Origin of the sequence: Burkholderia puraquae (assembly GCF_002099195.1) — a bacterium.
Taxonomy (GTDB): Bacteria; Pseudomonadota; Gammaproteobacteria; order Burkholderiales; family Burkholderiaceae; genus Burkholderia; species Burkholderia puraquae.
The window spans coordinates 1-23,326 of the sequence record NZ_NBYX01000027.1 but is presented as its reverse complement, the minus strand read 5'-3'; the positions used below and the strand labels follow the sequence as shown (position 1 = coordinate 23,326).

The window sequence follows — 23,326 nt, the reverse complement described above, 5'->3', positions numbered from 1 at the left end:
GTGCTTTTTTCGTCGCGTCCTCTGGGGTTGGAACGGTACGGATTCCAGGCGTCGGCGGTTAACCAGGCCGTTCGATCGAATTGCGCGAAGGCGGCGCCCTTGGGCGTCGCGCGGGTGGATGTAGAGGCGCTGGTTCATGTGCGATACGACACCCGTATCATTGTTTTGATTCGCGGACTACAACGCCGCCAGTGTGCCGGTATTGCCAGCGTTATAGGTATAGCTGACCAGCCCATCGAATTGCGCCTGTGTGAGTTCGCGCTGTGTGACGCTCCTGCGCACTTGAGATTCTGCGGTGCTCACGCGGGCCGCCAACTGCGCATTAGCCTGTGCTGGAGTTACCGGGCGGCGCAATTACTCGGGTGTGCATGGTCCACTGTGCGCGAGCGTTCCCACGCCGAAGGTACAGTTGTTCGCCTGATCGTTGTAATAGTGCATGACCGCTTGTTCGCGATCACACAACGCCGCCCAGCCGGCTTCGCTCAGGCGCATGTTTTCGTTTGCCATCCTTGTCCTCTCAGTGCTTTTTTCCGGGCTCACGACGGTCACGAGGGCAGGGCACTTTATCATCGGGCTGTTACGACAAGAAGGTTGTGGCGCCCCGTACTGCGCAGGGCGCTACGCTCGACCGTTGCAGGCCACTCCACTTTCGGGGGCTGAGATGCCTGGTCTGGGTGACAATACCCTCGACAAAATGGTTACAGTCAGTCAACTCGAGTTGAACGACGCGGGACACATAAAAACAAAAAACCCCTTGCGGCGCCGAGGCCGCAAGGGGTTTTCGTTTCCGCGAATTGCAGTACGCCGGGGTTATTCGCTCAGACGTTGAACAGGAAGTTCATCACGTCGCCGTCGTGCACGACATATTCCTTCCCTTCCGCGCGCATCTTGCCGGCTTCCTTCGCGCCTTGCTCGCCCTTGTACGTGACGAAGTCGCCGAACGCGATCGTCTGCGCACGGATGAAGCCGCGCTCGAAGTCGGTGTGGATCACGCCGGCCGCCTGCGGTGCCGTGTCGCCGATATGGATCGTCCACGCACGCACTTCCTTCACGCCCGCGGTGAAGTAGGTCTGCAGGCCGAGCAGCTTGAAGCCCGCGCGGATCACGCGGTCGAGGCCCGGCTCTTCCATGCCCATGTCGGCGAGGAATGCTTCCTTGTCAGCGTCGTCGAGATCGGCGATTTCCGCTTCGATCGCCGCACACACGGCCACGACCGGTGCATTCTCGCTTTCCGCGTACTTGCGCACCGCATCGAGGTGCGGATTGTTCTCGAAGCCGTCGTCCTTCACGTTGGCGACGTACATCGTCGGCTTCGCGGTAATCAGGCAGAACGGCTTGAGCAGCGCCTGTTCGTCGTCCGACAGCGCGAGGCCGCGCACGGCCTTGCCCTGGTCGAGCTGCGCGCGCACCTTCTCGAGCACCGCGACGAGCTTCGCCGCTTCCTTGTCGTTGCCCGACTTCGCGGCCTTCGAATAGCGCGTGAGCGCTTTCTCGACAGTGCCGAGGTCGGCGAGTGCGAGTTCGGTGTTGATCACTTCGATGTCGTCGATCGGGCTGACCTTGCCGGCGACGTGAATGACGTTCTCGTCCTCGAAGCAGCGCACGACGTGCGTGATCGCGTCGGTTTCGCGGATGTTCGCGAGGAACTGGTTGCCGAGGCCTTCACCCTTGCTTGCGCCTGCGACGAGGCCCGCGATGTCGACGAATTCGACGACGGCCGGCACGATACGCTCCGGCTTGACGATCTCGGAGAGCGCCTTCAGGCGTGTATCGGGCACTTCGACGATGCCGACGTTCGGCTCGATCGTGCAGAACGGGTAGTTCTCGGCGGCGATGCCGGCCTTGGTCAGCGCATTGAACAGAGTGGACTTGCCGACGTTGGGCAAGCCGACGATGCCGCATTTGAGACTCATGGAATCCTTCGGACGGGTGTGGCGGCGCGGCCGGACAGGGCACGGCGGCGCGGGAAAAAAGGGCGGCCGGCGCTTGGGGCGCGGCGGGCCGACGGTCAAAGACGCTATTGTACCGTGCCGACGCACCGGATTCCGGGCTGGCGCCGAACGGCCGATGCGACGGGCCGCCGCGCTGCCGCATCGGCCTGCGATTCTGCTGATTTCCCGCAAAGTCCGGCTGCGTAAGGGTTTGGCCCCGCGGCTATAATGCCCGCCATGACTGTCCACCACACCTTCGATGTCGCCGTGGTCGGCGGCGGGCTCGTCGGCAAGACGGCCGCGCTCGCGCTGACCCAGTCCGGCTACAAGACTGCCTTGCTCGCCCAGCCGGCCACGCCGCGCCCCGCCGATCTCGCATTCGACACGCGCGTCTACGCGCTGTCCTCCAGTTCGCAGGCCTTGCTCGAGCGGCTGCGGGTCTGGCAGGCGCTCGACCACGGCCGGCTCGCACCGGTGTACGACATGCGCGTGTACGGCGATGCGCACGCGGAACTGCATTTCTCCGCGTACCAGGCCTCCGTGCCCCAACTCGCGTGGATCGCCGAATCGTCGCTGGTCGAGGCGTCGCTCGACGCCGCGCTGCGGTTCCAGCCGAACCTCACGTGGTTCGATGCGCGCGCACAGGGCTTCGACGTGCGCGACGACGCGGCCGTGCTCACGCTGTCGTCGGGGCAGGTGCTGGAGGCGGACCTCGTCGTCGGCGCGGACGGCGCGCATTCGTGGGTGCGCTCGCAAATGGGGGCCAAAGTCGAACGGCGCGACTACCGGCAAACCGGCGTCGTCGCGAACTTCAAGGCATCGCTGCCGCATCGCGAGACGGCCTACCAGTGGTTCCACGAAGGCGAGATCGTCGCGCTGCTGCCGCTGCCGGACGGCCATGTGTCGCTCGTCTGGTCCGCGCATACCGCGCATGCGGACGAATTGCTCGCACTCGATCCGGCGCAACTCGCGGCCGAGGTCGAGCGCGTGTCTCAGGGCCAGGTCGGTACGCTCGATTGCGTGACGCCGGCCGCCGGCTTCCCGCTGGCGCTGCAGACGGTCGACAAGCTGATCGCGCCGCGCGTCGCGCTCGTCGGCGATGCCGCGCACCTGATCCACCCGCTCGCGGGGCAGGGGATGAACCTCGGGCTGCGCGATGTGGCGGCGCTGGCCGACGCGATCGCGAGCAAGGAAAGCTTCCGCAACCTCGGCGATACGGTGCTGCTGCGCCGCTACGAGCGTTCGCGCCGCGAGGACATCCGCGCGTTGATGGTTGCGACCGACGGGCTGCAGCGGCTGTTCGCGGTGCCGGGCTCGCTCGCGAAGGCCGTGCGCAATGCAGGCATGGCGTTCGTCGGTGCGCAGCCGCTCGTGAAGCGCTGGCTCGTGTCGGCCGCGCTCGGTTGATCGAACCTTCGGCCGCTTCGCCGGTCGGACACGGTTCCGTTACGGCGTACACTGTGCCGTGCACTCCGATTGAGCTGAAGGAAGATTTCGATGAAAAAAACGATCCGCATCGCGTCGTTGGCGCTGGCCGTCACGATGGCGACGCTTGGCTGCACCGCGCAGGCCGACCAGACCACCGACAAGCTGAAAGCCACGCTGCAGGCCCGCCTCGGCAACGACGCGCCGATCAAGAGCGTGTCGAAATCGCCGGTCGCGGGCCTTTACGAAGTGAACCTCGGCTCGCAGATCATCTATAGCGATGCGGCGGGCGACTACGTGCTGCTCGGCGATCTCGTCGACGCCAAGACGCACAAGAACCTGACCGACGCACGCCTGTCCGAAATCAACAAGATCGACTTCGCGAGCCTGCCGTTCGCGAATGCGATCAAGGTCGTCAAGGGCAACGGTGCCCGCAAGATCGCGGTGTTCTCCGATCCGAACTGCCCGTACTGCAAGAAGCTCGAGACGACGCTGCAGTCGGTCGACAACGTGACCGTCTACACGTTCCTGTACCCGGTGCTGTCGCCGGATTCGACCGCGAAGTCGAAGGCGATCTGGTGCGCGACCGATCGCGCGAAAACGTGGCAGAGCTGGATGCTCGACCATCACGCACCGTCCGGCGCCGGTACCTGCGATACCACCGCGCTCGACAAGAACCTCGCGCTCGGCCGCGGGATGAACGTGACGGGCACGCCGACGATCTTCCTGCCGGACGGTCGGCGCCTGCCGGGCGCAGTGTCGGCCGACCAGCTCAACCAGGCGCTCGCCTCGAGCAAGTAACCGACCACACGCCGGGCACATGGCCCGGCCAGCGAGGGGCGCCCGCATGATCTGCCGGCGCCTCTCTTCGTTTTCGCCGCCGTATTCGACCGACCGATTGCCACGATGACCCAGCCGATCCGCTATTCGATTGTCCCGAAAGATCTTGCCGCGCACCTGTTCGAAGTATCGGTGACGGTCGCCGATCCCGATCCCGAAGGCCAGCGCTTCTCGCTGCCGGTGTGGATTCCGGGCAGCTACCTCGTGCGCGAGTTCGCGCGCAACATCGTGACGCTCGGCGCATTCAACGACGCGGGCCGCAAGGTGCGGATCGCGAAGACCGACAAGCACACGTGGCAGGCCGCACCTGTGAACGGCGCGCTGACGCTGCGCTACGACGTGTATGCGTGGGACCTGTCGGTGCGCTCCGCGTATCTCGACGAATCGGGCGGCTTCTTCAACGCGACGGCCGTGTTCCTGAGCGTCGCCGGCCGCGAGGACGCGCCGTGTGAAGTCGACATCGCGAAACCGGCCGGCATGGCGTTCCGCACGTGGCGCGTCGGCACCGCGCTGCCCGAAGCGCGCGGCACGAAGCGCTACGGGTTTGGCGCGTACCGCGCGTCGAACTACGACGAGCTTTCCGACCATCCGGTGACGATCGGCGAATTCGCGCTTGCGACGTTCGACGCGCATGGCGTGCCGCACGACATCGTGATCGCGGGGCGCGTGACGCAGCTCGACCTGGAGCGCCTGCGCACCGACCTGAAGCGCGTGTGCGAAGCGCAGATCGCGCTGTTCGAGCCGAAATCGAAGAAAGCGCCGATGGAGCGCTACGTGTTCATGACGCTGGCGGTCAGTGACGGCTATGGCGGCCTCGAGCATCGCGCGTCGACCGCGTTGATCTGCAACCGCACCGACCTGCCGGTGAAGGGGCGGCCCGAAACGACGGAAGGCTATCGCACGTATCTTGGTCTCTGCAGCCACGAGTACTTCCACACGTGGAACGTGAAGCGCATCAAGCCGGCGGCGTTCGTGCCGTACGACCTGACGAAGGAAAACTACACGTCGCTGCTGTGGCTGTTCGAAGGCTTCACGTCGTATTACGACGACCTGATGCTCGTGCGCAGCGGGCTGATGTCGCAGGACGAATATTTCGCGGCGCTCGGCCGCACGGTGGGCGGCGTGCTGCGCGGTACGGGCCGGCTCAAGCAAAGCGTCGCGGAAAGCTCGTTCGACGCATGGATCAAGTACTACCGCCAGGACGAGAACGCGACCAACGCGATCGTCAGCTACTACACGAAGGGTTCGCTCGTCGCGCTCGCCTTCGATCTCGCGATTCGCGCGCAGACGCGCAGCAAGAAGTCGCTCGACGACGTGATGCGCTTGCTGTGGCAACGGTACGGCCGCGATTTCTACCGCGGCAAGCAGGCGGGTGTCGAGGAAAACGAAGTCGAGGCACTGATCGAAGAGGCGACGGGCGTCGCGCTCGGCCGCCTGTTCACCGATGCCGTCCACGGCACGCGCGACCTGCCGCTCGCCGAGCTGTTCGCGCCGTTCGGCGTGACGCTCGCGCCCGATGTCGCGAACGGCGCGGCCGCGAAGCCGACGATCGGCGCGCGCCTGCGCGGCGGCGCGGACTGCACGTTCGCGGCCGTCTACGAAGGCGGCGCCGCACATCGCGCGGGGCTGTCGGCTGGCGATACGCTAATCGCGGTCGACGGGCTGCGCGTCACGGGTACCAACCTCGACGCGCTGCTCGCGCGCTACCGGCCGGGTGACAAGGTCGAGGTTCACGCGTTCCGCCGCGACGAACTGCGTACCGTCAAACTGAAGCTCGACGGCCCGGAAGTCACGCGCTACCGGTTGGCGGCAGCCGCGAAGCCGGCCGCCGTCTCGAAGGCCCGGGAGGCCTGGCTGAAGGGGTGAGCGTACAGAGGCAGGTATCGGGGCGCGATCGAGGATTGTTTCGCTGTTGCAACAATCCGTCGCCCTGAGCCCGCTTTTTCGCGGTCATGCGGCCACGCACAATGGGGTCACTCGCGCTACCAAAGCGCAACCCTACTGGAGCCTGACATGACGACCATTCTGCAAATCAATTCCGCGGCACGTTCGCAAGGTGCGCAATCCACGCTGCTGGCCAACGAGCTGACGGCAAAACTGCAACAATCGAACCCCGGCGCGAAGGTCGTGGTTCGCGACCTGCTGGCCGATGCGCTGCCGCACCTCGACGAATCGGTGCTTGGCGCGTTCTTCACGCCGGCCGAGAACCGCACCGCGGAGCAGAATGCGATCGTCGCGAAGAGCGATACCCTGATCGCCGAGCTGCAAGCCGCCGACATCATCGTGATCGGCGCACCGATGTACAACTTCGGCATCTCGTCGCAACTGAAGACGTACTTCGACTGGATCGCGCGGGCAGGCGTCACGTTCCGCTATACCGAGAACGGTCCGGAAGGCCTGATCAAGGGCAAGAAGGTTCACGTGGTGACGGCGCGTGGCGGCAAGTACGCCGGTACGCCGAACGACAGCCAGACCCCGTACCTGCGCACGTTCCTCGGCTTCGTCGGCATGACCGACGTGAGCTTCATCTTCGCGGAAGGCCTGAACCTCGGGCCGGATGCGCAGAGCGCCGCGCTCGCCAGCGCACGCGAAGCGATCGCCGCCGCGTAAGGTCGATGCGGGTGCGCCGCGCCCGCTGTATCGTCCGAAAAAAAACGCCGCGTCCCGAAAGGGGCGCGGCGTTTTTGCATGCCGGCTGGCGAAAGAATCGGCGGCGCGGCCGTCAAGCGAGCGTTTCGGCCACTTCCGGCAGGCGCCAGTCGATCGGTTCGCGGCCGGCATCGACCAGATAGTCGTTCGCGAGCGCGAAATGGCGGCAGCCGAGGAAGCCGCGGTGCGCGGACAGCGGCGACGGATGCGGTGCCTCGAGCACGCAGTGCGCGCTTGCGTCGAACAGTGCGCGTTTCGCCTGCGCGTGTGCGCCCCACAGCATGAAGACGAGCCCGCGATGGCGGCTGGCGAGTTCGCGGATCAGCGTGTCCGTGCACTGCTCCCAGCCGCGCTTCGCATGGCTCGCGGCTGCACCGCGCTCGACCGTCAGCACCGTATTGAGCAGCAGCACGCCCTGGCGCGCCCAGGTGTCGAGGCAGCCGTGGCGCGGCGTGTCATGACCGAAGTTCGCAGCGATTTCCTTGAAGATGTTGCGCAGCGACGGCGGCGTGCGCACGGCCGGCGGCACCGAGAACGCGAGTCCGTGCGCCTGCGGCGTGCCGCGATCGTCGCCGTGATACGGATCCTGGCCGAGGATCACGACTTTTACGTCATCCGGGCTCGTCAGGCGCAGCGCGCGGAATACGTCGGTCGGATAGACCGCCTTGCCGGCCGCACGCTCGTCATCGACGAAGCGGCACAGCGGCGCATATGCGTCGCTGTCGGTGAAGGGTTTCAGCACGTCGCGCCAGACGGTCGGCAGCGCGTCGAATTGCGCGGCGAGGTGTGGAACGTTGGCAGCAACGGGCTGCGGTGCCGTCGGGGCCGCAGCCGGTGCGGCGGCTTTCCTTGCGGACTTGCGCCCGGCCGCGGGCGGCTCGGAAGGCGGGGACGGATGATCGGCCGGTGCCGTTTCCGGCACGGGATCGTCGAACAGCGACGCCTGTTGCGGCGCGCGGGAAGTCTTGCGGGTTGCCATGCGTGATGCGTGTTATTGCGCGCGCAGCCGGTAGCCGCGCTGCGCCTTGCTGATGTTTTCGGGAACGAGGCCCGGCAGCGCCTGCTGCAGTTCGGCGGCGAGCGTTACGAGCGCCGCTTCCGGGCCGTCGATCAGTTCGAGTTCGATTTCGCTGATCGGTTCGCGGCGCGTTTCGTGTTCCGCCTGGACGACGATCTCGCCGAGGTCCACCGCGGCTTCGACGGTTGCGCCGCCGATTGCGATGCGCCACAGCGTACGCGAAAAATCCGTGCGGAACAGCGCGGACAGCGTGCCGGCCGCGTCATTCAGCGCGGCGGCGGCTTCCGGCACGTCGCAGGCCGCGACGAGCGCATCGATCTCGAGCGCGTCGCCGGCCACCGGCAGTTCCCATTCGTGGCGGCGATGCAGGCCGCCTTCCGCGCTGCCGACAGTCTTGAACGTCTGCAGCCAGCCTTGCGGCGCGCGGCGCACGCGCACTGCGCTCTTCGAGCGGGCCAGCGCGAGATCGGGCGTGTCGTAATAGACGTTCGCGAGCGTGATGTCGTGACCGGGTTCGCCGGTCAGCGTCTCGAAGAAGCGTCGCGCGGCGTCGGCCTGGCTGGCCGGCAGCGCGAGCTTGATTTCCTTTTCGATCGCCATCAGAAGAACATCCGTGCGAGTTCCTCGCCCGGCTGGGCGGCGCGCATGAACGCTTCGCCGACGAGGAATGTGTTCACGTTCGCCGCGCGCATCGTGTCGACGTCGGTGCGCGACAGGATGCCGGATTCGGTTACGACGATGCGGTCCGCCGGAATCATGTCGAGCATGCCGAGCGTGGTCTGGATCGACGTCTCGAACGTGCGCAGGTTGCGGTTGTTGATGCCGAGCAGCGGCGTCTTGAGCGTCAGCGCCTGTTCCATCTCGTTGCGGTCGTGCACTTCAACCAGCACCGCGAGGCCGAGCGAGTGCGCATACGCTTCGAGATCCTGCATCAGCGGCGTGTCGAGTGCGGCGGCGATCAGCAGGATCGCGTCGGCGCCCATCGCGCGCGCTTCCATGATCTGGTACGCGTCGACGATGAAGTCCTTGCGCAGCACCGGCAGCGTGCAGGCTGCGCGCGCTTCCTCGAGATAGCGGACGCTGCCCTGGAAGAACTGCTCGTCGGTCAGCACCGACAGGCACGCGGCGCCGTGCTCCGCATATGAACGCGCGATGTCGGCCGGCACGAAATGCTCGCGCAGCACGCCCTTCGACGGGCTCGCCTTCTTGATTTCGGAAATCACGGCCGCGTGGCCGGCCGTATGCTTCGCGCGCAGTGCGCCGACGAAGTCGCGCAGGTCGCGCGCGGATGCTTCCAGTTTCAGTGCCTCGAGCGGCGCGCTGCGCATGGCCGCCGCGACTTCTTCGCGCTTGACGGCGATGATTCGGTCGAGAATGTCGCTCATGTGGATTCCTGCTTGATTCGTAAGGGGAGTCAGCGCTTGAACTGCTGCGTGAAGCGCACGAGTTCGTCTACCTTCGCGCGGGCCTTGCCGCTCGCGATCGCTTCGCGGGCGAGCTGGATGCCGTCCGCGATCGATTCGGCGATGTTCGCCGCATAGAGTGCGGTGCCCGCGTTCAGCGTGACGATCTCGCGCGCGACGCCCGGCTTGTTGTCCAGCGCGCCGAGCAGCATCGTGCGCGATTCGTCGGCATTTTCCACCTTCAGCGTGCGGTTCGACACCATCTGCAGGCCGAAGTCTTCCGGATGGATCTCGTATTCGTGCACCTTGCCGTCGCGCAGTTCGCCGACGAGCGTCGCGGCGCCGAGGGACACCTCGTCCATGCCGTCCTTGCCGTACACGACGAGCACGTGCTGCGCGCCGAGACGCTGCATCACGCGCACCTGGATGCCGACGAGGTCGGGATGGAACACGCCCATCAGCTGGTTCGGTGCGCCGGCCGGATTGGTCAGCGGGCCGAGGATGTTGAAGATCGTCCGTACGCCGAGCTCGCGGCGCACGGCCGCGATGTTCTTCATCGCCGGGTGATGGTTCGGCGCGAACATGAAGCCCATGCCCGTTTCGGCGATCGACGCGGCAACCTGATCGGACTGCAGGTCGATGTTTACGCCGAGCGCCTCGAGCACGTCGGCGCTGCCGGACTTGCTCGATACGCCGCGGTTGCCGTGCTTCGCGACTTTCGCGCCGGCCGCGGCCGTGACGAACATCGACGCGGTCGAGATATTGAACGTGTGCGAGCCGTCGCCGCCGGTGCCGACGATGTCGACGAAATTCGAGTTGTCCTGCACCTCGACGTGGTTCGCGAATTCGCGCATCACGGTCGCGGCGGCGGCGATCTCGCCGATCGTCTCCTTCTTCACGCGCAGCCCGGTGATGATCGCGGCTGCCATCACGGGCGACATGTCGCCGCGCATGATGAGCCGCATCAGGTGCAGCATCTCGTCGTGGAAGATCTCGCGGTGTTCGATCGTGCGCTGCAGCGCTTCCTGAGGGGTAATCGTCATCGTGAGGCTCCCGTCAGGCGGCTTGTGCGGCCACGCCGCGGGCCTGTTTCAGGAAATTCTCGAGCAGCGCATGACCATGCTCGGACAGGATCGATTCCGGGTGGAACTGCACGCCTTCGATCGGCAGCGTCTTGTGGCGCACGCCCATGATTTCGCCGTCGTCGGTCCAGGCGGACACCTCGAGGCAGTCGGGCAGCGATTCGCGCTCGATCGCGAGCGAGTGATAGCGCGTGACGTCGAAGTGCTTCGGCAGGTCGGCGAACACGCCGCGGCAGTCGGTTTCGATCTTGCTCACCTTGCCGTGCATGATGGTCTTCGCGCGCACGACGCGGCCGCCGAACGCCTCGCCGATCGCCTGATGGCCGAGGCAGACGCCGAGGATCGGCTTCTTGCCCGCGAATTCCTTCAGCACGTCGAGCGTGATGCCCGCGTGCTGCGGGTTGCTCGGGCCGGGCGACAGGCAGATCGCGTCGGGATTGAGCCGCGCGATCTCGTCGAGCGTGATTTCGTCGTTGCGGTAGGTGTGTACGTCCTCGCCGAGTTCACCGAAGTACTGGACCAGGTTGTAGGTAAACGAGTCGTAGTTGTCGATCATGAGCAGCATGGTCAGTCTCCGGTCAGAAGTCGCTATCGAGGCCGTCCTGGACCTGTTCGGCCGCACGCAGTACCGCGCGCGCCTTGTTTTCGGTCTCTTGCCATTCGGATTCGGGCACCGAATCCGCGACGACACCGGCCGCCGCTTGCACATACAGGTTGCCGTTGTGGATCAGGCCCGTACGGATCGCGATCGCGAGATCCATCTCGCCCGAGAAAGACAGGTAGCCGACGGCGCCGCCGTACAGCCCGCGCTTGACCGGCTCGAGTTCGTCGATCAGTTCCATCGCACGCACCTTCGGCGCGCCGGACAGCGTGCCGGCCGGGAACGTCGCGCGCAGCACGTCGTAGTTCGTCATGCCGGGCTTCAGCTTGCCTTCGACCGAGCTGACGATGTGCTGCACGTGCGAGTATTTCTCGATGACCATCTGGTCGGTCACGTGCACCGAGCCGATTTCCGCGATGCGGCCGACGTCGTTGCGCGCGAGGTCGATCAGCATCACGTGCTCGGCGATCTCCTTCGGATCGTTGAGCAGCTCGGTCGCGAGTTCCGCGTCGCGCTCGGGCGTGTTGCCGCGCGGGCGCGTGCCGGCGAGCGGGCGGATCGTGACGATCTGGTCTTCGCCGCGCTTTTCCTGGCGCACGAGGATTTCCGGCGATGCGCCGACCACGTGGAAGTCGCCGAAGTTGTAGTAGTACATGTAAGGCGACGGGTTCAGCGAACGCAGCGCGCGATACAGCGACAGCGGATTGTCGCGGTACGGCTTCGTCAGACGCTGGCCGACCTGGATCTGCATCAGCTCGCCGGCCGCGATGTATTCCTTCGCCTGGCGCACGGCGGCCAGGTAGTCGTCCTTCTTGAACTCGCGGAACGTCTCGGTGCGCACGCTCGCCGACGTGACGGGCGGTTGCACGGTCGTGCGCAGGCGCTGCTTCAGTTCGCGCAGGCGCTGTTTCGCCTTCGTGTAGGCTTCGGCCTGGCTCGGGTCCGCGTAGATGATCAGGTACAGCTTGCCGGCGAGGTTGTCGATCACCGCGACTTCCTCGGTCAGCAGCAACTGGATGTCGGGCAGGCCGAGATCGTCGCGCGGTGCGGTGTTCGCGAGCTTCTTCTCGATGTAGCGCACCGCGTCGTAGCCGAAGTAGCCGGCGAGACCGCCGCAGAAGCGCGGCAGGCCCGGGCGCTGCGCCACCTTGAAGCGCGCCTGGAACGATTCGATGAACTGGAACGGGTCGCCGTCATGTGTCTCGACCACCTGGCCGTCGCGCACGACTTCCGACACGCCGTTGCGGGTACGCACGAGCGTGCGGGCGGGCAGGCCGATGAACGAGTAGCGGCCGAAGCGTTCGCCGCCGACCACCGATTCGAGCAGGAACGAGTTGGCGCCCGAGCGTTCGGGCTGGGCCAGCTTCAGGTAGAGGGACAGCGGCGTTTCGAGATCGGCGAGGGCTTCCGCGATTAGCGGGATGCGGTTGTAGCCTTCGTTCGCGAGCGATTGAAATTCGAGTTCGGTCATGTTCCGGTCCTGTTCGGGACGAGCGGCGCGTGCGCCAGGGATCATTTGACGCTGCGCGGGATGCCGTCGGCGAAAGGGCGGTCGATCGAGAAGTGCCTGTTGCCGGCCGGCACTCCGGGCGTGAACGTCGCGAGCCTGCAGCCGAGCCTGAACGCAAGCGTTCGGACGCGGTAGAACTCGAGGTGGTGCGACGATCGGCGCGCGGATGCGCAGCGAGATAAAAAACGGCGCTGAAGACGTGCTTCAGCGTACCTCATCGAAGAGGTTAGCGCGACCAGCGACGCCAGGGCCAGGCTCCCCGGTCGATGCTGCTCAGACTCCGTTTTTTATTCAGAAACATGCAGATGGAAGAAATAATCAGAGGGTTGGTCGGCCGGCGTTGTGCGCGGTGATCGCGCGAGCTGCGACCAGCAACGAATCGACTATACCATCCGAATTTATCGTTTGTATAGCTTTGCCGTGGTTGTAGCCGTACGGCACCGTCAGCGTCGCCATCCCCGCCGCCCGGCCTGCCAGCGCATCGTTTTCCGAGTCGCCGATCGCGACCGCCGCATCCGGTGCGACGCCGAGCGCGTTGCAGGCCGTCAGCATCGGCAGCGGATCGGGCTTCTTGCGCGCGACGCTGTCGCCGCCGAGCACGATGCCGAAGCAATCGGCCAGCCCGTACTGCTCGAGCAGTTCGACCGCGAAGCGGTGCGGCTTGTTCGTCACGCACGCGAGCCGGATGCCGGCCGCGCGCAGCGCGTCGAGGCCGGCGGCCACGTCCGGATAGAGGCGCGTGTGGCGGCCGTTGATCTTCGCGTACTCGGTCTGGTAGATCGCCAGCGCGTCGTCGAAACGCGCATGCGCTTCGTCGGCCGGGAAGCGCGGCTTCAGCACGCTCAGGATCAGGTGTTCGGAGCCCTTGCCGACGTAGCCGATCACCTCGTCGCGCGACGTGGCCGGCGCGCCGAGCTGCGCGAGCATCCCGTTCAGGCCGGCCGTGAAATCGTCGGCCGTATCGACCATCGTGCCGTCGAGATCGATCAGCGCCGCGTCGATGCGCGGCGTGGCGAAGCGGATCGGGGCGGCTTCCGTTGCGGCCCCGGCCGGCACATGGCCGGCGAGCGACGATTCGGCCACGGCGTCAGCTCCGCTCGACGGTAGCGAGCGCGGCGCGCATGTCGTCGATCACCTTGCGGTAGTCGGGCTTGCCGAAGATCGCCGAACCCGCGACGAAGGTGTCCGCACCGGCCGCCGCGATTTCCGCGATGTTGTCGGTCTTCACGCCGCCGTCGACTTCGAGCAGGATCTCGCGGCCGGTGCGCTCCGTGTACGCGTCGATGCGTGCGCGTGCCTCGCGCAGCTTGTTCAGCGTTTCCGGAATGAACGACTGGCCGCCGAAGCCCGGGTTGACCGACATCAGCAGCACGAAGTCGAGGCGGTCCATCACGTGGTCCAGGTAGTTCAGCGGCGTGGCCGGATTGAACACGAGGCCGGCCTTGCAGCCGTGGTCGCGGATCAGCGACAGCGTGCGGTCGATGTGATCGGAGCCTTCCGGGTGGAAGCTGATCAGGTTTGCACCCGCCTTTGCGAAATCGGGCACGATCCGGTCGACCGGGCGCACCATCAGGTGCACGTCGATCGGCACCTGCACGTGCGGGCGGATCGCTTCGCACACGAGCGGGCCGATGGTCAGGTTCGGCACATAATGGTTGTCCATCACGTCGAAGTGGATCCAGTCGGCGCCGGCGGCGACCACGTTGCGGACTTCTTCGCCGAGCCGAGCGAAATCGGCCGACAGGATGCTGGGAGCGATGCGGAATTGGGTCATGGCAGGAGAGCGGGGACGTTGCGGCGCAAAACCGTCATTCTACCGTCCGGCGACCCGGTGCGCGGCGGCAGGCCGTGCGGTTGCGGCCCGATTGCGCATAGAATGCCGAACCAATGCGGCGCGCCCGCGGCCCCGTTGCCCATGCCGGCGCGGACAGTCACCTTCCACCGGAAACATCATGAGTCAGTATCAGTTCACCGTTTCGGTGAAAACCAGCTACTTGCCGGAACAATCCGACCCCGATCGCCGTCAATACGCATTCGCGTACACGCTGACGATCCGCAACACGGGACAGGTCGCGGCGCAGCTGATCGCGCGTCACTGGATCATCACGGACAGCGAGAGCCACGTGCAGGAAGTGAAGGGGCTCGGCGTCGTCGGGCACCAGCCGCTGCTGCAGCCGGGCGAGCATTTCGAGTACACGAGCTGGGCCGTGATCGCAACGCCGGTCGGTACGATGCGCGGCGAGTATTTCTGCGTGGCGGAGGATGGCGAGCGCTTCGAGGCGCCGGTCGACGAGTTCGCACTGCACATGCCGCGCACGCTGCATTGAGCGTGCGGGGCGCGTCAGCGCGGCTGGCGATCGTTGTTGCGGGCGTGTTTCTTCCTGCCCGACGACGTCCACACGACGATGAAGATCAGCAGGGCAAGCGCTACGAAGGCTTCGAGCGCGAAGATGAGCATCGGATATTGGTCGAGAAAATCTGACATGGCGGTTTCCATCAAGAACGGACATTGTATGTGGTTTGGGCCCCGGTTGGCCGGGTGGGTTGCGGCGGCCGCAGCGGCGGCGTTGCTCGCGGCGTGCGGCGGTGCGCCGACGCGGACGTCGTCGCTGAAGCCGCCGACCGGCGCGGCGATCGTGCCGGGTCAGGTCGCCGCGAAGCGGCTCACGCCGGTCGCGTGGCAGCAGGTGCCGGGCTGGCAGGACGATGCGCTGATCGGCGCGACGGCCGCGCTGCGGCAGAACTGCGTGCGGCTCGCGCGCCAGCCGGCCTGGCAGCGTGCTTGCTCGGCTGCCGACCGGCTCGACGAGCTCGACGTCAGCAGTGCACGTACGTTCTTCGAAACGTATTTCACGCCGTTCCAGCTCGCGAACACCGACGGTACGCTCGACGGGCTCGTGACCGGCTATTACGAGCCGCTGCTGCATGGTTCGCGCGTGCGTCGCGGTCCGTATCAGTACGCGCTCTATCGCTGGCCGGCCGGTTATCGCGCGGGCGCCGCGCTGCCGGCACGCGCACAGCTCGAACGCGCCGGCATCCTGAACGGCAACGAACTCGTGTGGGTCGACGACCCGATCGAAGCGTTCTTCCTGCAGGTGCAGGGCTCGGGGCGCGTGCTGCTCGACGACGGCTCGGTGATGCGGGTCGGCTTCGGCGGCACCAACAACCAGCCGTACCGCTCGATCGGCAAGTGGTTGCTCGATCGCGGCGAACTGACACCCGCTCAGGCGACGATGCAGGGCATCAAGGCGTGGGCGAAGGCGAACCCGAGCCGTGTCGACGCGTTGCTCGACACGAACCCGCGGTTTGTATTCTTCCGCGACATGCCGACCAAGGAAGATGCACCGCACGGCGGCGCGGACGGCCCGATCGGCGCGCTCGGCGTGCCGTTGACGCCGGAGCGTTCGATCGCAGTCGATCCGTCGTCGATCCCGCTCGGCACGCCCGTGTTCCTGCAGACCACGCGCCCGCTGACGAATACCCCGATGAACCGGCTCGTGTTCGCGCAGGATACGGGCTCCGCGATCAAGGGCGGCGTGCGGGCCGACTATTTCTGGGGGCTCGGCGACGACGCGGGCGATCAGGCCGGGCGGATGAAGCAGGTCGGCCGGATGTGGCTGCTGTTCCCGAATTCTTGATGTGAGGCGGCGCGGGTTGCGCGAGTTGTCATCGATGCATCAGGCGCCGCATTCGTAGGCGCTGCGTCGCTCTGATCGCGACGGTGCCAGTGCGGTGTCGGTTTTCGTGACGCGCCTGTCGCGTCGGCGGGTGCCCCAGCGGCGTTCCGGAATGAAACAGCCCGATCGGCGTTCGTCGATCGGGCTGTTTCATTTGCAGCCGCGGATTCGCCGCGCGTCATGCATGCGCAGCGATTGCCGTCAGCCCGTGCGCTTGTCGACAACGCGTCGCGCCTTGCCGACCGAACGCTCGATCCCGTTCACGGGCAGCACGTTGATCACGGCCGTCACGCCGATCAGCGACTTGATGTCGTGTGCGAGCGCCTGTTTTGCCGCGTGGATCGCCGCCGTATCGGGCGCTGTGTCGGGACAGGGCTCGACGTTGAGCGTCAGCACGTCGAGCGGGCCTTCCTTCGTCAGCACGATCTGATAGTGCGGTGCGAGCGCGCGCTGCTTGAGCAACTGCTCCTCGATTTGCGTCGGGAACACGTTGACGCCGCGCACGATCATCATGTCGTCCGACCGGCCCGTGATCTTCTCCATCCGGCGCATCGTGCGGGCGGTTCCGGGCAACAGGCGCGTGAGGTCGCGGGTGCGATAGCGGACGATCGGCAGTGCCTCTTTCGTCAGCGACGTGAACACGAGCTCCCCGAGTTCGCCGTCCGGAAGCACTTCGCCGGTTTCTGGATCGATGATTTCCGGATAGAAGTGGTCTTCCCAGATGGTCGGGCCGTCCTTGGTCTCGACGCATTCGGACGCGACGCCGGGCCCCATCACTTCGGACAGCCCGTAAATATCGACCGCGTCGATGCCCATCCGCTGCTCGATCGCGACGCGCATGTCGTTGGTCCAGGGTTCCGCGCCGAAGATGCCGATGCGCAGCGAACTCTGCACGGGATCGAGACCCTGGCGCTCGATTTCGTCGGCGATCGACAGCATGTAGCTCGGCGTCACCATGATGATGTCGGGCCGGAAATCCTGGATCAGCTGCACCTGCTTCTCGGTCTGGCCGCCGCCGAACGGGATCACGGTCAGCCCCGCGCGTTCGGCGCCGTAGTGCGCGCCGAGCCCGCCCGTGAACAGGCCGTAGCCGTAGCTGACGTGCACCTTGTCGCCGCGGCGCGCACCGGCGGCGCGGATCGAGCGCGCGACGAGATTCGCCCATGTGTCGATGTCGCCGGCCGTATAGCCGACGACCGTCGGCTTGCCGGTCGTACCCGACGACGCATGAATGCGCGAGATCTGATCCTGCGGCACCGCGAACATCCCGAACGGGTAACTGTCGCGCAGGTCGCTTTTCGTCGTGAACGGAAAGCGCGACAGGTCGGCGAGCGTCTTCAGGTTGTCCGGATGGACGCCCGCATCGTCGAACTTGCGACGATAGACGGGAGAGTGGTCATACGCATGCCGGAGCGACCACTTGAGGCGTTCGAGCTGCAGCGCGGTCAGCTCGTCACGTGAGGCGGTCTCGATCGGCTCGAGCGGTAGCGGGGTAGTCATGCATGTCTCCAGTGTTTGTTATGTGCGAGCCGTCGACGTCAGCGGTCTTCCGGGATGACCGTGCCCTTGATCTGGGCAGATTTGCCGCGAAACATCGCGACGGTTTCGCCGGTCTGGTTCGTGACGCGGATGTCGTAGATGCCTTGGCGGCCGGCGCGTGCCTGCTCGATCGCCTCGGCCGTCAGCACGTCGTCGCCGTGCACGGGGCGCAGGTATTCGATCGAGCAGCCGGCCGCGACTGCGTTCACGTTGTACGAGTTGCACGCGAACGCGAACGTCGAATCGGCCAGCGTGAAGATGATCCCGCCATGGCAAGTCTGATGCCCGTTCAGGAATTCGGGCCGCACGCGCATTTGCAGGCGCGCATAGCCGGCGCGTACTTCGGCGATTTCCATCCCGAACGCGCGGCTGCATGCGTCGGCGTCGTACATGGCCCGCGCGGCGGCGCGGGCGAGCGAATCGGGGTCGAGCGTGGCAGTGGCGTTCGTCATGTCAACGCCCCTCGAAACGCGGCGCGCGCTTCTCGACGAATGCCTTAACGCCTTCCGCGTAGTCGTGCGACTGGCCAAGTTTGCGTTGCAGGTCGCGTTCCAGGTCGAGTTGCTGGTCGAGCGTGTTCGTGACGCTGTCGCGCATCGATTGCTTGATCGATGCGATCGCGAGCGTCGGCTGTTGCGCGAACTGGGTGGCGAGCTGGCGGGCTGACGCAGCGAGGGTGTCGTCGTCGACCGCGCGCCAGATCAAGCCCCATTGCTCGGCCTGTTCGGCGCCGAGCTTGTCGCCGGTCAGGGCGAGCCCCAGCGCGCGTGCCATGCCGACGCGTTGCGGCAGGAACCACGTACCGCCCGAATCGGGTACGAGCCCGATCTTGACGAAGGCCTGGATGAAACTGCTCGAACGGGCGGCGAATACGAGATCGCATGCGAGCGCGAGATTCGCACCGGCGCCGGCCGCCGTGCCGTTGACGGCGGCGATTACCGGAATCGGCAGACGCTGCAGGCGGCGGATCAGCGGATTGAAGTGCTCGTCGATCAGTGTGCCTAGGTCGGTGGATGCGCCCGGCGTGAAGTCGAGATCGGCCAGATCCTGGCCCGCGCAGAAGCCGCGCCCCGCACCTGTCAGGATCAGCGCGCGCGCGCCGGCCGCCTCGACATCATCGAGCGCCGACTGCAGTTCGCGATGCATCGCCCGCGTGAAGCTGTTCAGCTTATCGGGACGGTTGAGGGTAATCGTGGCCACGTTCGAGGCCTGATCGATATCCAGCTGAATCGCCTGATAGGACATGCAGTATCTCCTTCATGACTTCGTTATAGGCGCGCGGTGCGTGGGTTACACGCGTTCGATCGCGAGTGCGATGCCCTGGCCGACGCCGATGCACATCGTACAGAGCGCAAAGCGGCCGCCCGTACGCTCGAGTTGGTGGAGCGCCGTGGTCACGAGCCGGGCGCCCGATGCGCCGAGCGGATGGCCCAGTGCGATCGCGCCGCCGTTCGGGTTCACGCGCGGATCGTCGTCGGCAACGCCAAGCATGCGCAGCACCGCGAGACCTTGCGATGCGAACGCCTCGTTCAGCTCGATCACGTCGAACTGGTCGATGGTCATGCCGAGCCGCGCGAGCAGCTTCTGCGTGGCCGGCGCGGGCCCGATGCCCATCACGCGCGGCGCAACACCGGCTGTCGCCATGCCGATCACGCGTGCGCGGCGGCGCAGGCCGTACTGGTCGGCTGCCTGCGCATTGGCGAGCAGCAGCGCGCACGCACCGTCGTTGACGCCCGACGCGTTGCCGGCTGTCACCGAGCCGTCCGGGCGCACGACGCCTTTCAGCTTCGCGAGCGCTTCGAGCGACGTCTCGCGCGGATGCTCGTCGCGCGACACGACCACCGGATCGCCTTTCTTCTGCGGAATCGTGACTGCGACGATTTCGTCGGCGAGCGTGCCGTCCTGCTGCGCACGCGCGGCCTTCTGCTGGCTGCGCAGCGCGAACAGATCCTGGTCGGCGCGGCTGATGTTGTAGTCGACCGCGACGTTCTCGGCCGTCTCCGGCATCGAATCGACGCCGTACAGCTGTTTCATCAGCGGATTGATGAAGCGCCAGCCGATCGTCGTGTCGAAGATGTCGGCCTGGCGCGCGAACGCGCTCGTGGCCTTGCCCATCACGAACGGCGCGCGCGTCATGCTCTCGACGCCGCCTGCGATCATCAGGCTGGCCTCGCCCGCCTTGATTGCGCGTGCGGCCGTGCCGACCGCGTCCATCCCGGAGCCGCACAGGCGGTTCAGCGTCGTGCCGGGCACGTCGGTGGGCAGGCCCGCGAGCAGCGCCGACATGCGCGCGACGTTGCGGTTGTCCTCGCCGGCCTGGTTCGCGCAGCCGTAGATCACGTCGTCGATTGCCGTCCAGTCGACGTTGCGGTTGCGCTCGACGAGCGCCTTGAGCGGTACCGCACCGAGGTCGTCGGCGCGGACATCCTTCAGGGCGCCGCCGTAGCGGCCGATGGGGGTGCGAATCGCGTCGCAGATATAGGCGTCTGTCATGGGCGTATCGATGAGCAACGAACCCGCCGGGTGACGGATTCGTTCATGGTAGGGAACGTGGCGGCGTTTGCACGTCGACCATTCGGGTTATGCCGGTTGGCCGGCTTCCGCGGGTGCCGCTTTCGGCGCAACATGGGCTCGGCTTTGCACCACGCGGAACCGGTTGGCGACGAACGCTGGGTCGGCCAGCGCCGCGTTGGCCGCCGGGTTCGCGCCCGTGCCGTGGAAATCCGAGAACGCTGCCGATTGGTTCACGAACACACCGCCCGTCAGGTTGATCGACAGCGCGACGCCACCGCGCACCGCCGCGTCGTGGGCGGCGGCGACGATTGCATCGTCGGTGCTGTAGACGGAGAGCGTCAGCGCGCCATGTTCCGCCGCGATTTCCCCGGCGAGGTCGAGCGATTGTGCGGTCGAGTCGGTTGCGATGACGAACGAGATCGGGCCGAACCACTCCTGCGTGAATTTTTCGCGATCGGCCACGTCGAGTTGCAGCACGAGCGGCGTGCGCACGCGGGCATCGGGGAACGAAGGGTGCTGAAGGGTAAGGCTGTCGGCGAGCACGCGGCCGAGCTGGCGGGCGTCGTCGATGCGTGCGGTCACGCCTTCGTTCTGGATTGCGCCGATCAGTTCGACCGAGCGTGCCGGGTCTCCGGTGAGTTTTTGCACGGCAACGGCGATTGCCTGTGCGACCTCGTCGAAGCTCGCATGGCCGTCCGCCGTCCGGATGCCGTCGCGCGGCACGTAGATATTTTGCGGTGCCGTGCACATCTGGCCCGAGTACAGCGCCAGCGAGAACGCGATGTTCTTGGCGGCGGCCTTCAAGTCGTCGGTCGAGTCGATCACGATCTGGTTGACGCCAGCCTTCTCGGTATAGACCTGTGCCTGGTGGGCATGGCGTTCGAGCCACGTGCCGTTTTGCGTGCTGCCCGTGAAGTCGATCAGCTTGATTTCGGGGCGCAGCGCGAGATCCTGAACGAGTGCCCCGTCATTGGGTTCGGTCGCGAGGAGCGTGACGACGTTCGGATCGAAACCGGCTTCGCGGAGCACGTCGCGAGCGATCCTGACAGTGATTGCGAGGGGCAGGATCGCGCCCGGATGCGGTTTGACGATCACGGTGTTACCGGTTGCCAGATCGGCGAACAGGCCCGGGTAGCCGTTCCAGGTCGGGAACGTGCAGCAGCCGAGTACGAGCCCGGTGCCGCGCGGGACGATCGTATAGCGCTTGTGCATCGCGAGCGGTGGGTTCTTGCCTTGCGGCTTCTCCCAGTGCGCATCGGCCGGGATGCGGCGCAGTTCGTCCCATGCATAGGCGACTGCCTCGAGCGCGCGATCTTGCGCGTGCGGGCCGCCGGCCTGGAACGCCATCATGAATGCCTGCCCCGTGGTGTGCATCACACCGTAGGCGATCTCGAAGCTTGCGCGATTCAGGCGCGCGAGGATTTCGAGGCTGACGCCGATCCAGGCGCTCGGGCCGGCTTCGCGCCACGAGCGTTGCGCGGCGGCAGCGGCGGCGATCAGTTCGTCGGGCGTCGACTTCGGATACCGGATACCCAGGGCAATGCCATACGGCGACCGCTCTGAGCCGACCGTTTCTCCGGACGCCGGCTGGTCGAGCGCGAACGTCTTGTTGAAGTACGACTTGAACGCGGCCTCGCCATCTGCGTTCGCGCTTTCCCCGTACACTTTGGGGCTCGGCATTTCGGCGAACGGGCTCCAGTACCCGCGGCTCTCGATGGCGGCGAGTGCGTGCTTCAGCGTGTCTTCGTGCTTCGTGAACAGTGCATGGGTCATGGCGGCGGCCTGATGGACGTTGAGAGGGATTGGATCGATTAATTAACCGACCGGTTGGTCGGAGAATGGTAGCATCAAACTATTCGCATGTGCGAGGCGTTTCTCATTTCATTGATCGAGGAGAAATAGATGGCTTACGAGAACATCCTGGTGGAGACCCGGGGGCGTGCCGGGCTGGTAACGCTGAACCGTCCGAAGGCGCTGAATGCGCTGAACGATGTGCTGATGGATGAACTGGGTGACGCGCTGAAGGCGCTCGACGCGGACGATGGCATCGGCGCTATTGTCGTGACCGGGAGCGAGAAGGCATTCGCTGCCGGCGCGGACATCGGCATGATGGCGACTTACTCCTATATGGATGTCTACCGGGGCGACTACATCACGCGCAACTGGGAGACGGTCCGTGAGATCCGCAAGCCGATCATTGCAGCGGTTTCGGGCTTTGCACTGGGCGGTGGCTGCGAGCTGGCCATGATGTGCGACATCATCTTCGCGGCGGACACGGCCAAATTCGGCCAGCCGGAGATCAAGCTGGGCGTCATGCCGGGTGCGGGCGGCACGCAGCGTTTGCCGCGCGCGGTGTCGAAGGCGAAGGCGATGGACATGTGTTTGACCGCCCGTTTCATGGATGCAGCCGAAGCGGAGCGCGCGGGGCTCGTGTCGCGCGTGCTGCCGGCCGACACGCTGCTCGACGAGGCGATTGCCGCCGCGGCGACGATCGCCGAGTTTTCGCTGCCGGCAGTCATGATGGTCAAGGAGTCGGTGAACCGTGCGTACGAGACGACGCTGGCCGAAGGTGTTCACTTCGAGCGTCGGCTATTCCATTCGCTGTTCGCGACCGAAGACCAGAAGGAGGGGATGGCGGCATTCGTCGAGAAACGGAAGCCGGTGTTCAAGCACCGCTGATCGGTGTGCCTGGGTAGGCGGCCGGAGGCTGGTTGGTATCGGTTGTCGGCGCGATTGCACGTGCCGCCGAGCCCCAAGCCCCCGTGCGCGTCAGCGCACGGGGGCTTTTTCAAAATATTTTCACAAAGGGGCTTGCGCGGACGGGGGCGGGTGCTTAGAATCACGCCTCTTTCGCGCTAACGGAAACGCAGCGCGGAAGAGGGAAGCAGGGTCGGTGGTGTGCTGCAGTCTGGGGCGCGCAGCTGGCCTGGAAGTTGAGCCCCGCAGTCGCAACGAYGTAGTGTARAAAGTTGTTGACGAGCTGCGAAACACGGTTCATAATCTCGCTTCTCTGCTGCTGAAAACGCAGCGCTGCCGGGAAACACGAAGTTCCTCGCAGAATGCTCTTTAAAAATTAACAGCCGATAAGTGTGGGCGCTTGATGGAAGCGAGCTGATCCTCGGATCAGATAGCGAAAG

The 23,326-nt window shown here is 65.8% G+C and carries 22 protein-coding genes and 1 pseudogene; 7 read left to right on the top strand and 16 right to left on the bottom strand.

Annotation, left to right across the window (positions count from 1 at the left end):
• Positions 1–21 precede the first annotated feature (21 nt).
• Positions 22–507, bottom strand: a pseudogene (locus B7G54_RS32950) (lysozyme); the annotation flags it as partial.
• Between the two features lie 311 nt (positions 508–818).
• The gene (gene ychF / locus B7G54_RS32945; protein WP_085042911.1) at positions 819–1,913 is read right to left on the bottom strand and encodes a redox-regulated ATPase YchF; all 1,095 of its coding nucleotides are present in this window, start codon (positions 1,911–1,913) and stop codon (positions 819–821) included.
• A 246-nt stretch (positions 1,914–2,159) separates the two neighbouring features.
• Between ychF and B7G54_RS32940 the strand changes: the two genes are divergently transcribed.
• The 4 genes from B7G54_RS32940 to B7G54_RS32925 all read left to right on the top strand — a co-directional run bounded on the left by B7G54_RS32940 (position 2,160) and on the right by B7G54_RS32925 (position 6,806).
• A complete protein-coding gene (locus tag B7G54_RS32940) occupies positions 2,160–3,338 on the top strand; it encodes a UbiH/UbiF family hydroxylase (protein WP_085042910.1) in 1,179 nt (392 codons plus the stop codon).
• 90 nt (positions 3,339–3,428) lie between these two features.
• A complete protein-coding gene (locus tag B7G54_RS32935) occupies positions 3,429–4,157 on the top strand; it encodes a DsbC family protein (RefSeq protein WP_085042909.1) in 729 nt (242 codons plus the stop codon).
• A 105-nt stretch (positions 4,158–4,262) separates the two neighbouring features.
• A complete protein-coding gene (locus B7G54_RS32930) occupies positions 4,263–6,062 on the top strand; it encodes a M61 family metallopeptidase (RefSeq protein WP_085042908.1) in 1,800 nt (599 codons plus the stop codon).
• 147 nt (positions 6,063–6,209) lie between these two features.
• Entirely contained in the window at positions 6,210–6,806 is a 597-nt protein-coding gene (locus B7G54_RS32925) for an FMN-dependent NADH-azoreductase (protein WP_085042907.1), read from the top strand.
• A gap of 112 nt (positions 6,807–6,918) precedes the next feature.
• On the opposite strand, the gene B7G54_RS32920 is transcribed toward B7G54_RS32925, so the two are convergent.
• The 8 genes from B7G54_RS32920 to rpe all read right to left on the bottom strand — a co-directional run bounded on the left by B7G54_RS32920 (position 6,919) and on the right by rpe (position 14,233).
• Positions 6,919–7,824, bottom strand: a complete 906-nt coding sequence (locus B7G54_RS32920) for a uracil-DNA glycosylase (protein WP_085042906.1) — start codon at positions 7,822–7,824, stop codon at positions 6,919–6,921.
• 12 nt (positions 7,825–7,836) lie between these two features.
• Positions 7,837–8,463: a CYTH domain-containing protein gene (locus B7G54_RS32915; RefSeq protein WP_085042905.1), complete on the bottom strand. Its 627-nt coding sequence runs from the start codon at positions 8,461–8,463 to the stop codon at positions 7,837–7,839.
• On the bottom strand, positions 8,463–9,248 hold the full coding sequence (gene trpC, locus B7G54_RS32910; RefSeq protein WP_085042904.1) for an indole-3-glycerol phosphate synthase TrpC: 786 nt from the start codon (positions 9,246–9,248) through the stop codon (positions 8,463–8,465). The genes B7G54_RS32915 and trpC overlap by 1 nt, the downstream gene beginning before the upstream one ends.
• A gap of 29 nt (positions 9,249–9,277) precedes the next feature.
• The gene (gene trpD / locus B7G54_RS32905) at positions 9,278–10,309 is read right to left on the bottom strand and encodes an anthranilate phosphoribosyltransferase (protein WP_085042903.1); all 1,032 of its coding nucleotides are present in this window, start codon (positions 10,307–10,309) and stop codon (positions 9,278–9,280) included.
• Positions 10,310–10,322: 13 nt separating this feature from the next.
• The gene (locus tag B7G54_RS32900) at positions 10,323–10,913 is read right to left on the bottom strand and encodes an aminodeoxychorismate/anthranilate synthase component II (RefSeq protein ID WP_085042902.1); all 591 of its coding nucleotides are present in this window, start codon (positions 10,911–10,913) and stop codon (positions 10,323–10,325) included.
• 13 nt (positions 10,914–10,926) lie between these two features.
• Positions 10,927–12,420 (bottom strand): anthranilate synthase component I, encoded by a 1,494-nt coding sequence (gene trpE / locus B7G54_RS32895; RefSeq protein ID WP_039362349.1) that lies wholly within the window; start codon positions 12,418–12,420, stop codon positions 10,927–10,929.
• 357 nt (positions 12,421–12,777) lie between these two features.
• Positions 12,778–13,542: a phosphoglycolate phosphatase gene (locus tag B7G54_RS32890; RefSeq protein WP_085042901.1), complete on the bottom strand. Its 765-nt coding sequence runs from the start codon at positions 13,540–13,542 to the stop codon at positions 12,778–12,780.
• A 4-nt stretch (positions 13,543–13,546) separates the two neighbouring features.
• The gene (gene rpe / locus B7G54_RS32885) at positions 13,547–14,233 is read right to left on the bottom strand and encodes a ribulose-phosphate 3-epimerase (protein WP_085042900.1); all 687 of its coding nucleotides are present in this window, start codon (positions 14,231–14,233) and stop codon (positions 13,547–13,549) included.
• Between the two features lie 178 nt (positions 14,234–14,411).
• On the opposite strand from rpe, the gene apaG reads away from it, so the two are divergent.
• Positions 14,412–14,786 (top strand): Co2+/Mg2+ efflux protein ApaG, encoded by a 375-nt coding sequence (apaG, locus tag B7G54_RS32880; RefSeq protein WP_085042899.1) that lies wholly within the window; start codon positions 14,412–14,414, stop codon positions 14,784–14,786.
• Between the two features lie 14 nt (positions 14,787–14,800).
• On the opposite strand, the gene B7G54_RS39865 is transcribed toward apaG, so the two are convergent.
• Positions 14,801–14,944 carry a hypothetical protein gene (locus B7G54_RS39865; protein WP_014898203.1) on the bottom strand — a complete coding sequence of 48 codons (144 nt, stop codon included), beginning with the start codon at positions 14,942–14,944 and terminating at the stop codon, positions 14,801–14,803.
• Positions 14,945–14,972: 28 nt separating this feature from the next.
• Between B7G54_RS39865 and mltA the strand changes: the two genes are divergently transcribed.
• Positions 14,973–16,097: a murein transglycosylase A gene (mltA, locus tag B7G54_RS32875; RefSeq protein ID WP_244289457.1), complete on the top strand. Its 1,125-nt coding sequence runs from the start codon at positions 14,973–14,975 to the stop codon at positions 16,095–16,097.
• Between the two features lie 240 nt (positions 16,098–16,337).
• Here mltA and paaK read toward each other — a convergent pair whose 3' ends face one another.
• The 5 genes from paaK to paaN all read right to left on the bottom strand — a co-directional run bounded on the left by paaK (position 16,338) and on the right by paaN (position 21,962).
• Positions 16,338–17,636, bottom strand: coding sequence for a phenylacetate--CoA ligase PaaK (gene paaK, locus B7G54_RS32870; protein ID WP_085042898.1), 1,299 nt, complete (start codon positions 17,634–17,636; stop codon positions 16,338–16,340).
• A 38-nt stretch (positions 17,637–17,674) separates the two neighbouring features.
• A complete protein-coding gene (gene paaI / locus B7G54_RS32865; RefSeq protein WP_085042897.1) occupies positions 17,675–18,127 on the bottom strand; it encodes a hydroxyphenylacetyl-CoA thioesterase PaaI in 453 nt (150 codons plus the stop codon).
• Between the two features lies 1 nt (position 18,128).
• Complete coding sequence (gene paaG, locus B7G54_RS32860; RefSeq protein ID WP_085042896.1) at positions 18,129–18,920, bottom strand: 2-(1,2-epoxy-1,2-dihydrophenyl)acetyl-CoA isomerase PaaG; 792 nt, start codon at positions 18,918–18,920, stop codon at positions 18,129–18,131.
• Between the two features lie 45 nt (positions 18,921–18,965).
• Positions 18,966–20,168 (bottom strand): 3-oxoadipyl-CoA thiolase, encoded by a 1,203-nt coding sequence (gene pcaF, locus B7G54_RS32855; protein WP_085042895.1) that lies wholly within the window; start codon positions 20,166–20,168, stop codon positions 18,966–18,968.
• A gap of 87 nt (positions 20,169–20,255) precedes the next feature.
• A complete protein-coding gene (gene paaN, locus B7G54_RS32850; protein WP_085042894.1) occupies positions 20,256–21,962 on the bottom strand; it encodes a phenylacetic acid degradation protein PaaN in 1,707 nt (568 codons plus the stop codon).
• 129 nt (positions 21,963–22,091) lie between these two features.
• On the opposite strand from paaN, the gene B7G54_RS32845 reads away from it, so the two are divergent.
• Positions 22,092–22,868 (top strand): enoyl-CoA hydratase, encoded by a 777-nt coding sequence (locus B7G54_RS32845; protein WP_085042893.1) that lies wholly within the window; start codon positions 22,092–22,094, stop codon positions 22,866–22,868.
• Positions 22,869–23,326: the final 458 nt, after the last annotated feature.

Coding starts and splice junctions, on each gene's coding strand:
- rpe (WP_085042900.1), bottom strand. CDS start 14,233: ATGACCCAATTCCGCATCGCTCCCAGCATCCTGTCGGCCGATTTCGCT.
- B7G54_RS39865 (WP_014898203.1), bottom strand. CDS start 14,944: ATGTCAGATTTTCTCGACCAATATCCGATGCTCATCTTCGCGCTCGAA.
- B7G54_RS32920 (WP_085042906.1), bottom strand. CDS start 7,824: ATGGCAACCCGCAAGACTTCCCGCGCGCCGCAACAGGCGTCGCTGTTC.
- B7G54_RS32930 (WP_085042908.1), top strand. CDS start 4,263: ATGACCCAGCCGATCCGCTATTCGATTGTCCCGAAAGATCTTGCCGCG.
- B7G54_RS32935 (WP_085042909.1), top strand. CDS start 3,429: ATGAAAAAAACGATCCGCATCGCGTCGTTGGCGCTGGCCGTCACGATG.
- paaK (WP_085042898.1), bottom strand. CDS start 17,636: ATGACTACCCCGCTACCGCTCGAGCCGATCGAGACCGCCTCACGTGAC.
- ychF (WP_085042911.1), bottom strand. CDS start 1,913: ATGAGTCTCAAATGCGGCATCGTCGGCTTGCCCAACGTCGGCAAGTCC.
- pcaF (WP_085042895.1), bottom strand. CDS start 20,168: ATGACAGACGCCTATATCTGCGACGCGATTCGCACCCCCATCGGCCGC.
- trpE (WP_039362349.1), bottom strand. CDS start 12,420: ATGACCGAACTCGAATTTCAATCGCTCGCGAACGAAGGCTACAACCGC.
- paaN (WP_085042894.1), bottom strand. CDS start 21,962: ATGACCCATGCACTGTTCACGAAGCACGAAGACACGCTGAAGCACGCA.
- B7G54_RS32900 (WP_085042902.1), bottom strand. CDS start 10,913: ATGCTGCTCATGATCGACAACTACGACTCGTTTACCTACAACCTGGTC.
- B7G54_RS32925 (WP_085042907.1), top strand. CDS start 6,210: ATGACGACCATTCTGCAAATCAATTCCGCGGCACGTTCGCAAGGTGCG.
- B7G54_RS32915 (WP_085042905.1), bottom strand. CDS start 8,463: ATGGCGATCGAAAAGGAAATCAAGCTCGCGCTGCCGGCCAGCCAGGCC.
- trpD (WP_085042903.1), bottom strand. CDS start 10,309: ATGACGATTACCCCTCAGGAAGCGCTGCAGCGCACGATCGAACACCGC.
- trpC (WP_085042904.1), bottom strand. CDS start 9,248: ATGAGCGACATTCTCGACCGAATCATCGCCGTCAAGCGCGAAGAAGTC.
- mltA (WP_244289457.1), top strand. CDS start 14,973: ATGTGGTTTGGGCCCCGGTTGGCCGGGTGGGTTGCGGCGGCCGCAGCG.
- apaG (WP_085042899.1), top strand. CDS start 14,412: ATGAGTCAGTATCAGTTCACCGTTTCGGTGAAAACCAGCTACTTGCCG.
- paaG (WP_085042896.1), bottom strand. CDS start 18,920: ATGTCCTATCAGGCGATTCAGCTGGATATCGATCAGGCCTCGAACGTG.
- paaI (WP_085042897.1), bottom strand. CDS start 18,127: ATGACGAACGCCACTGCCACGCTCGACCCCGATTCGCTCGCCCGCGCC.
- B7G54_RS32845 (WP_085042893.1), top strand. CDS start 22,092: ATGGCTTACGAGAACATCCTGGTGGAGACCCGGGGGCGTGCCGGGCTG.
- B7G54_RS32940 (WP_085042910.1), top strand. CDS start 2,160: ATGCCCGCCATGACTGTCCACCACACCTTCGATGTCGCCGTGGTCGGC.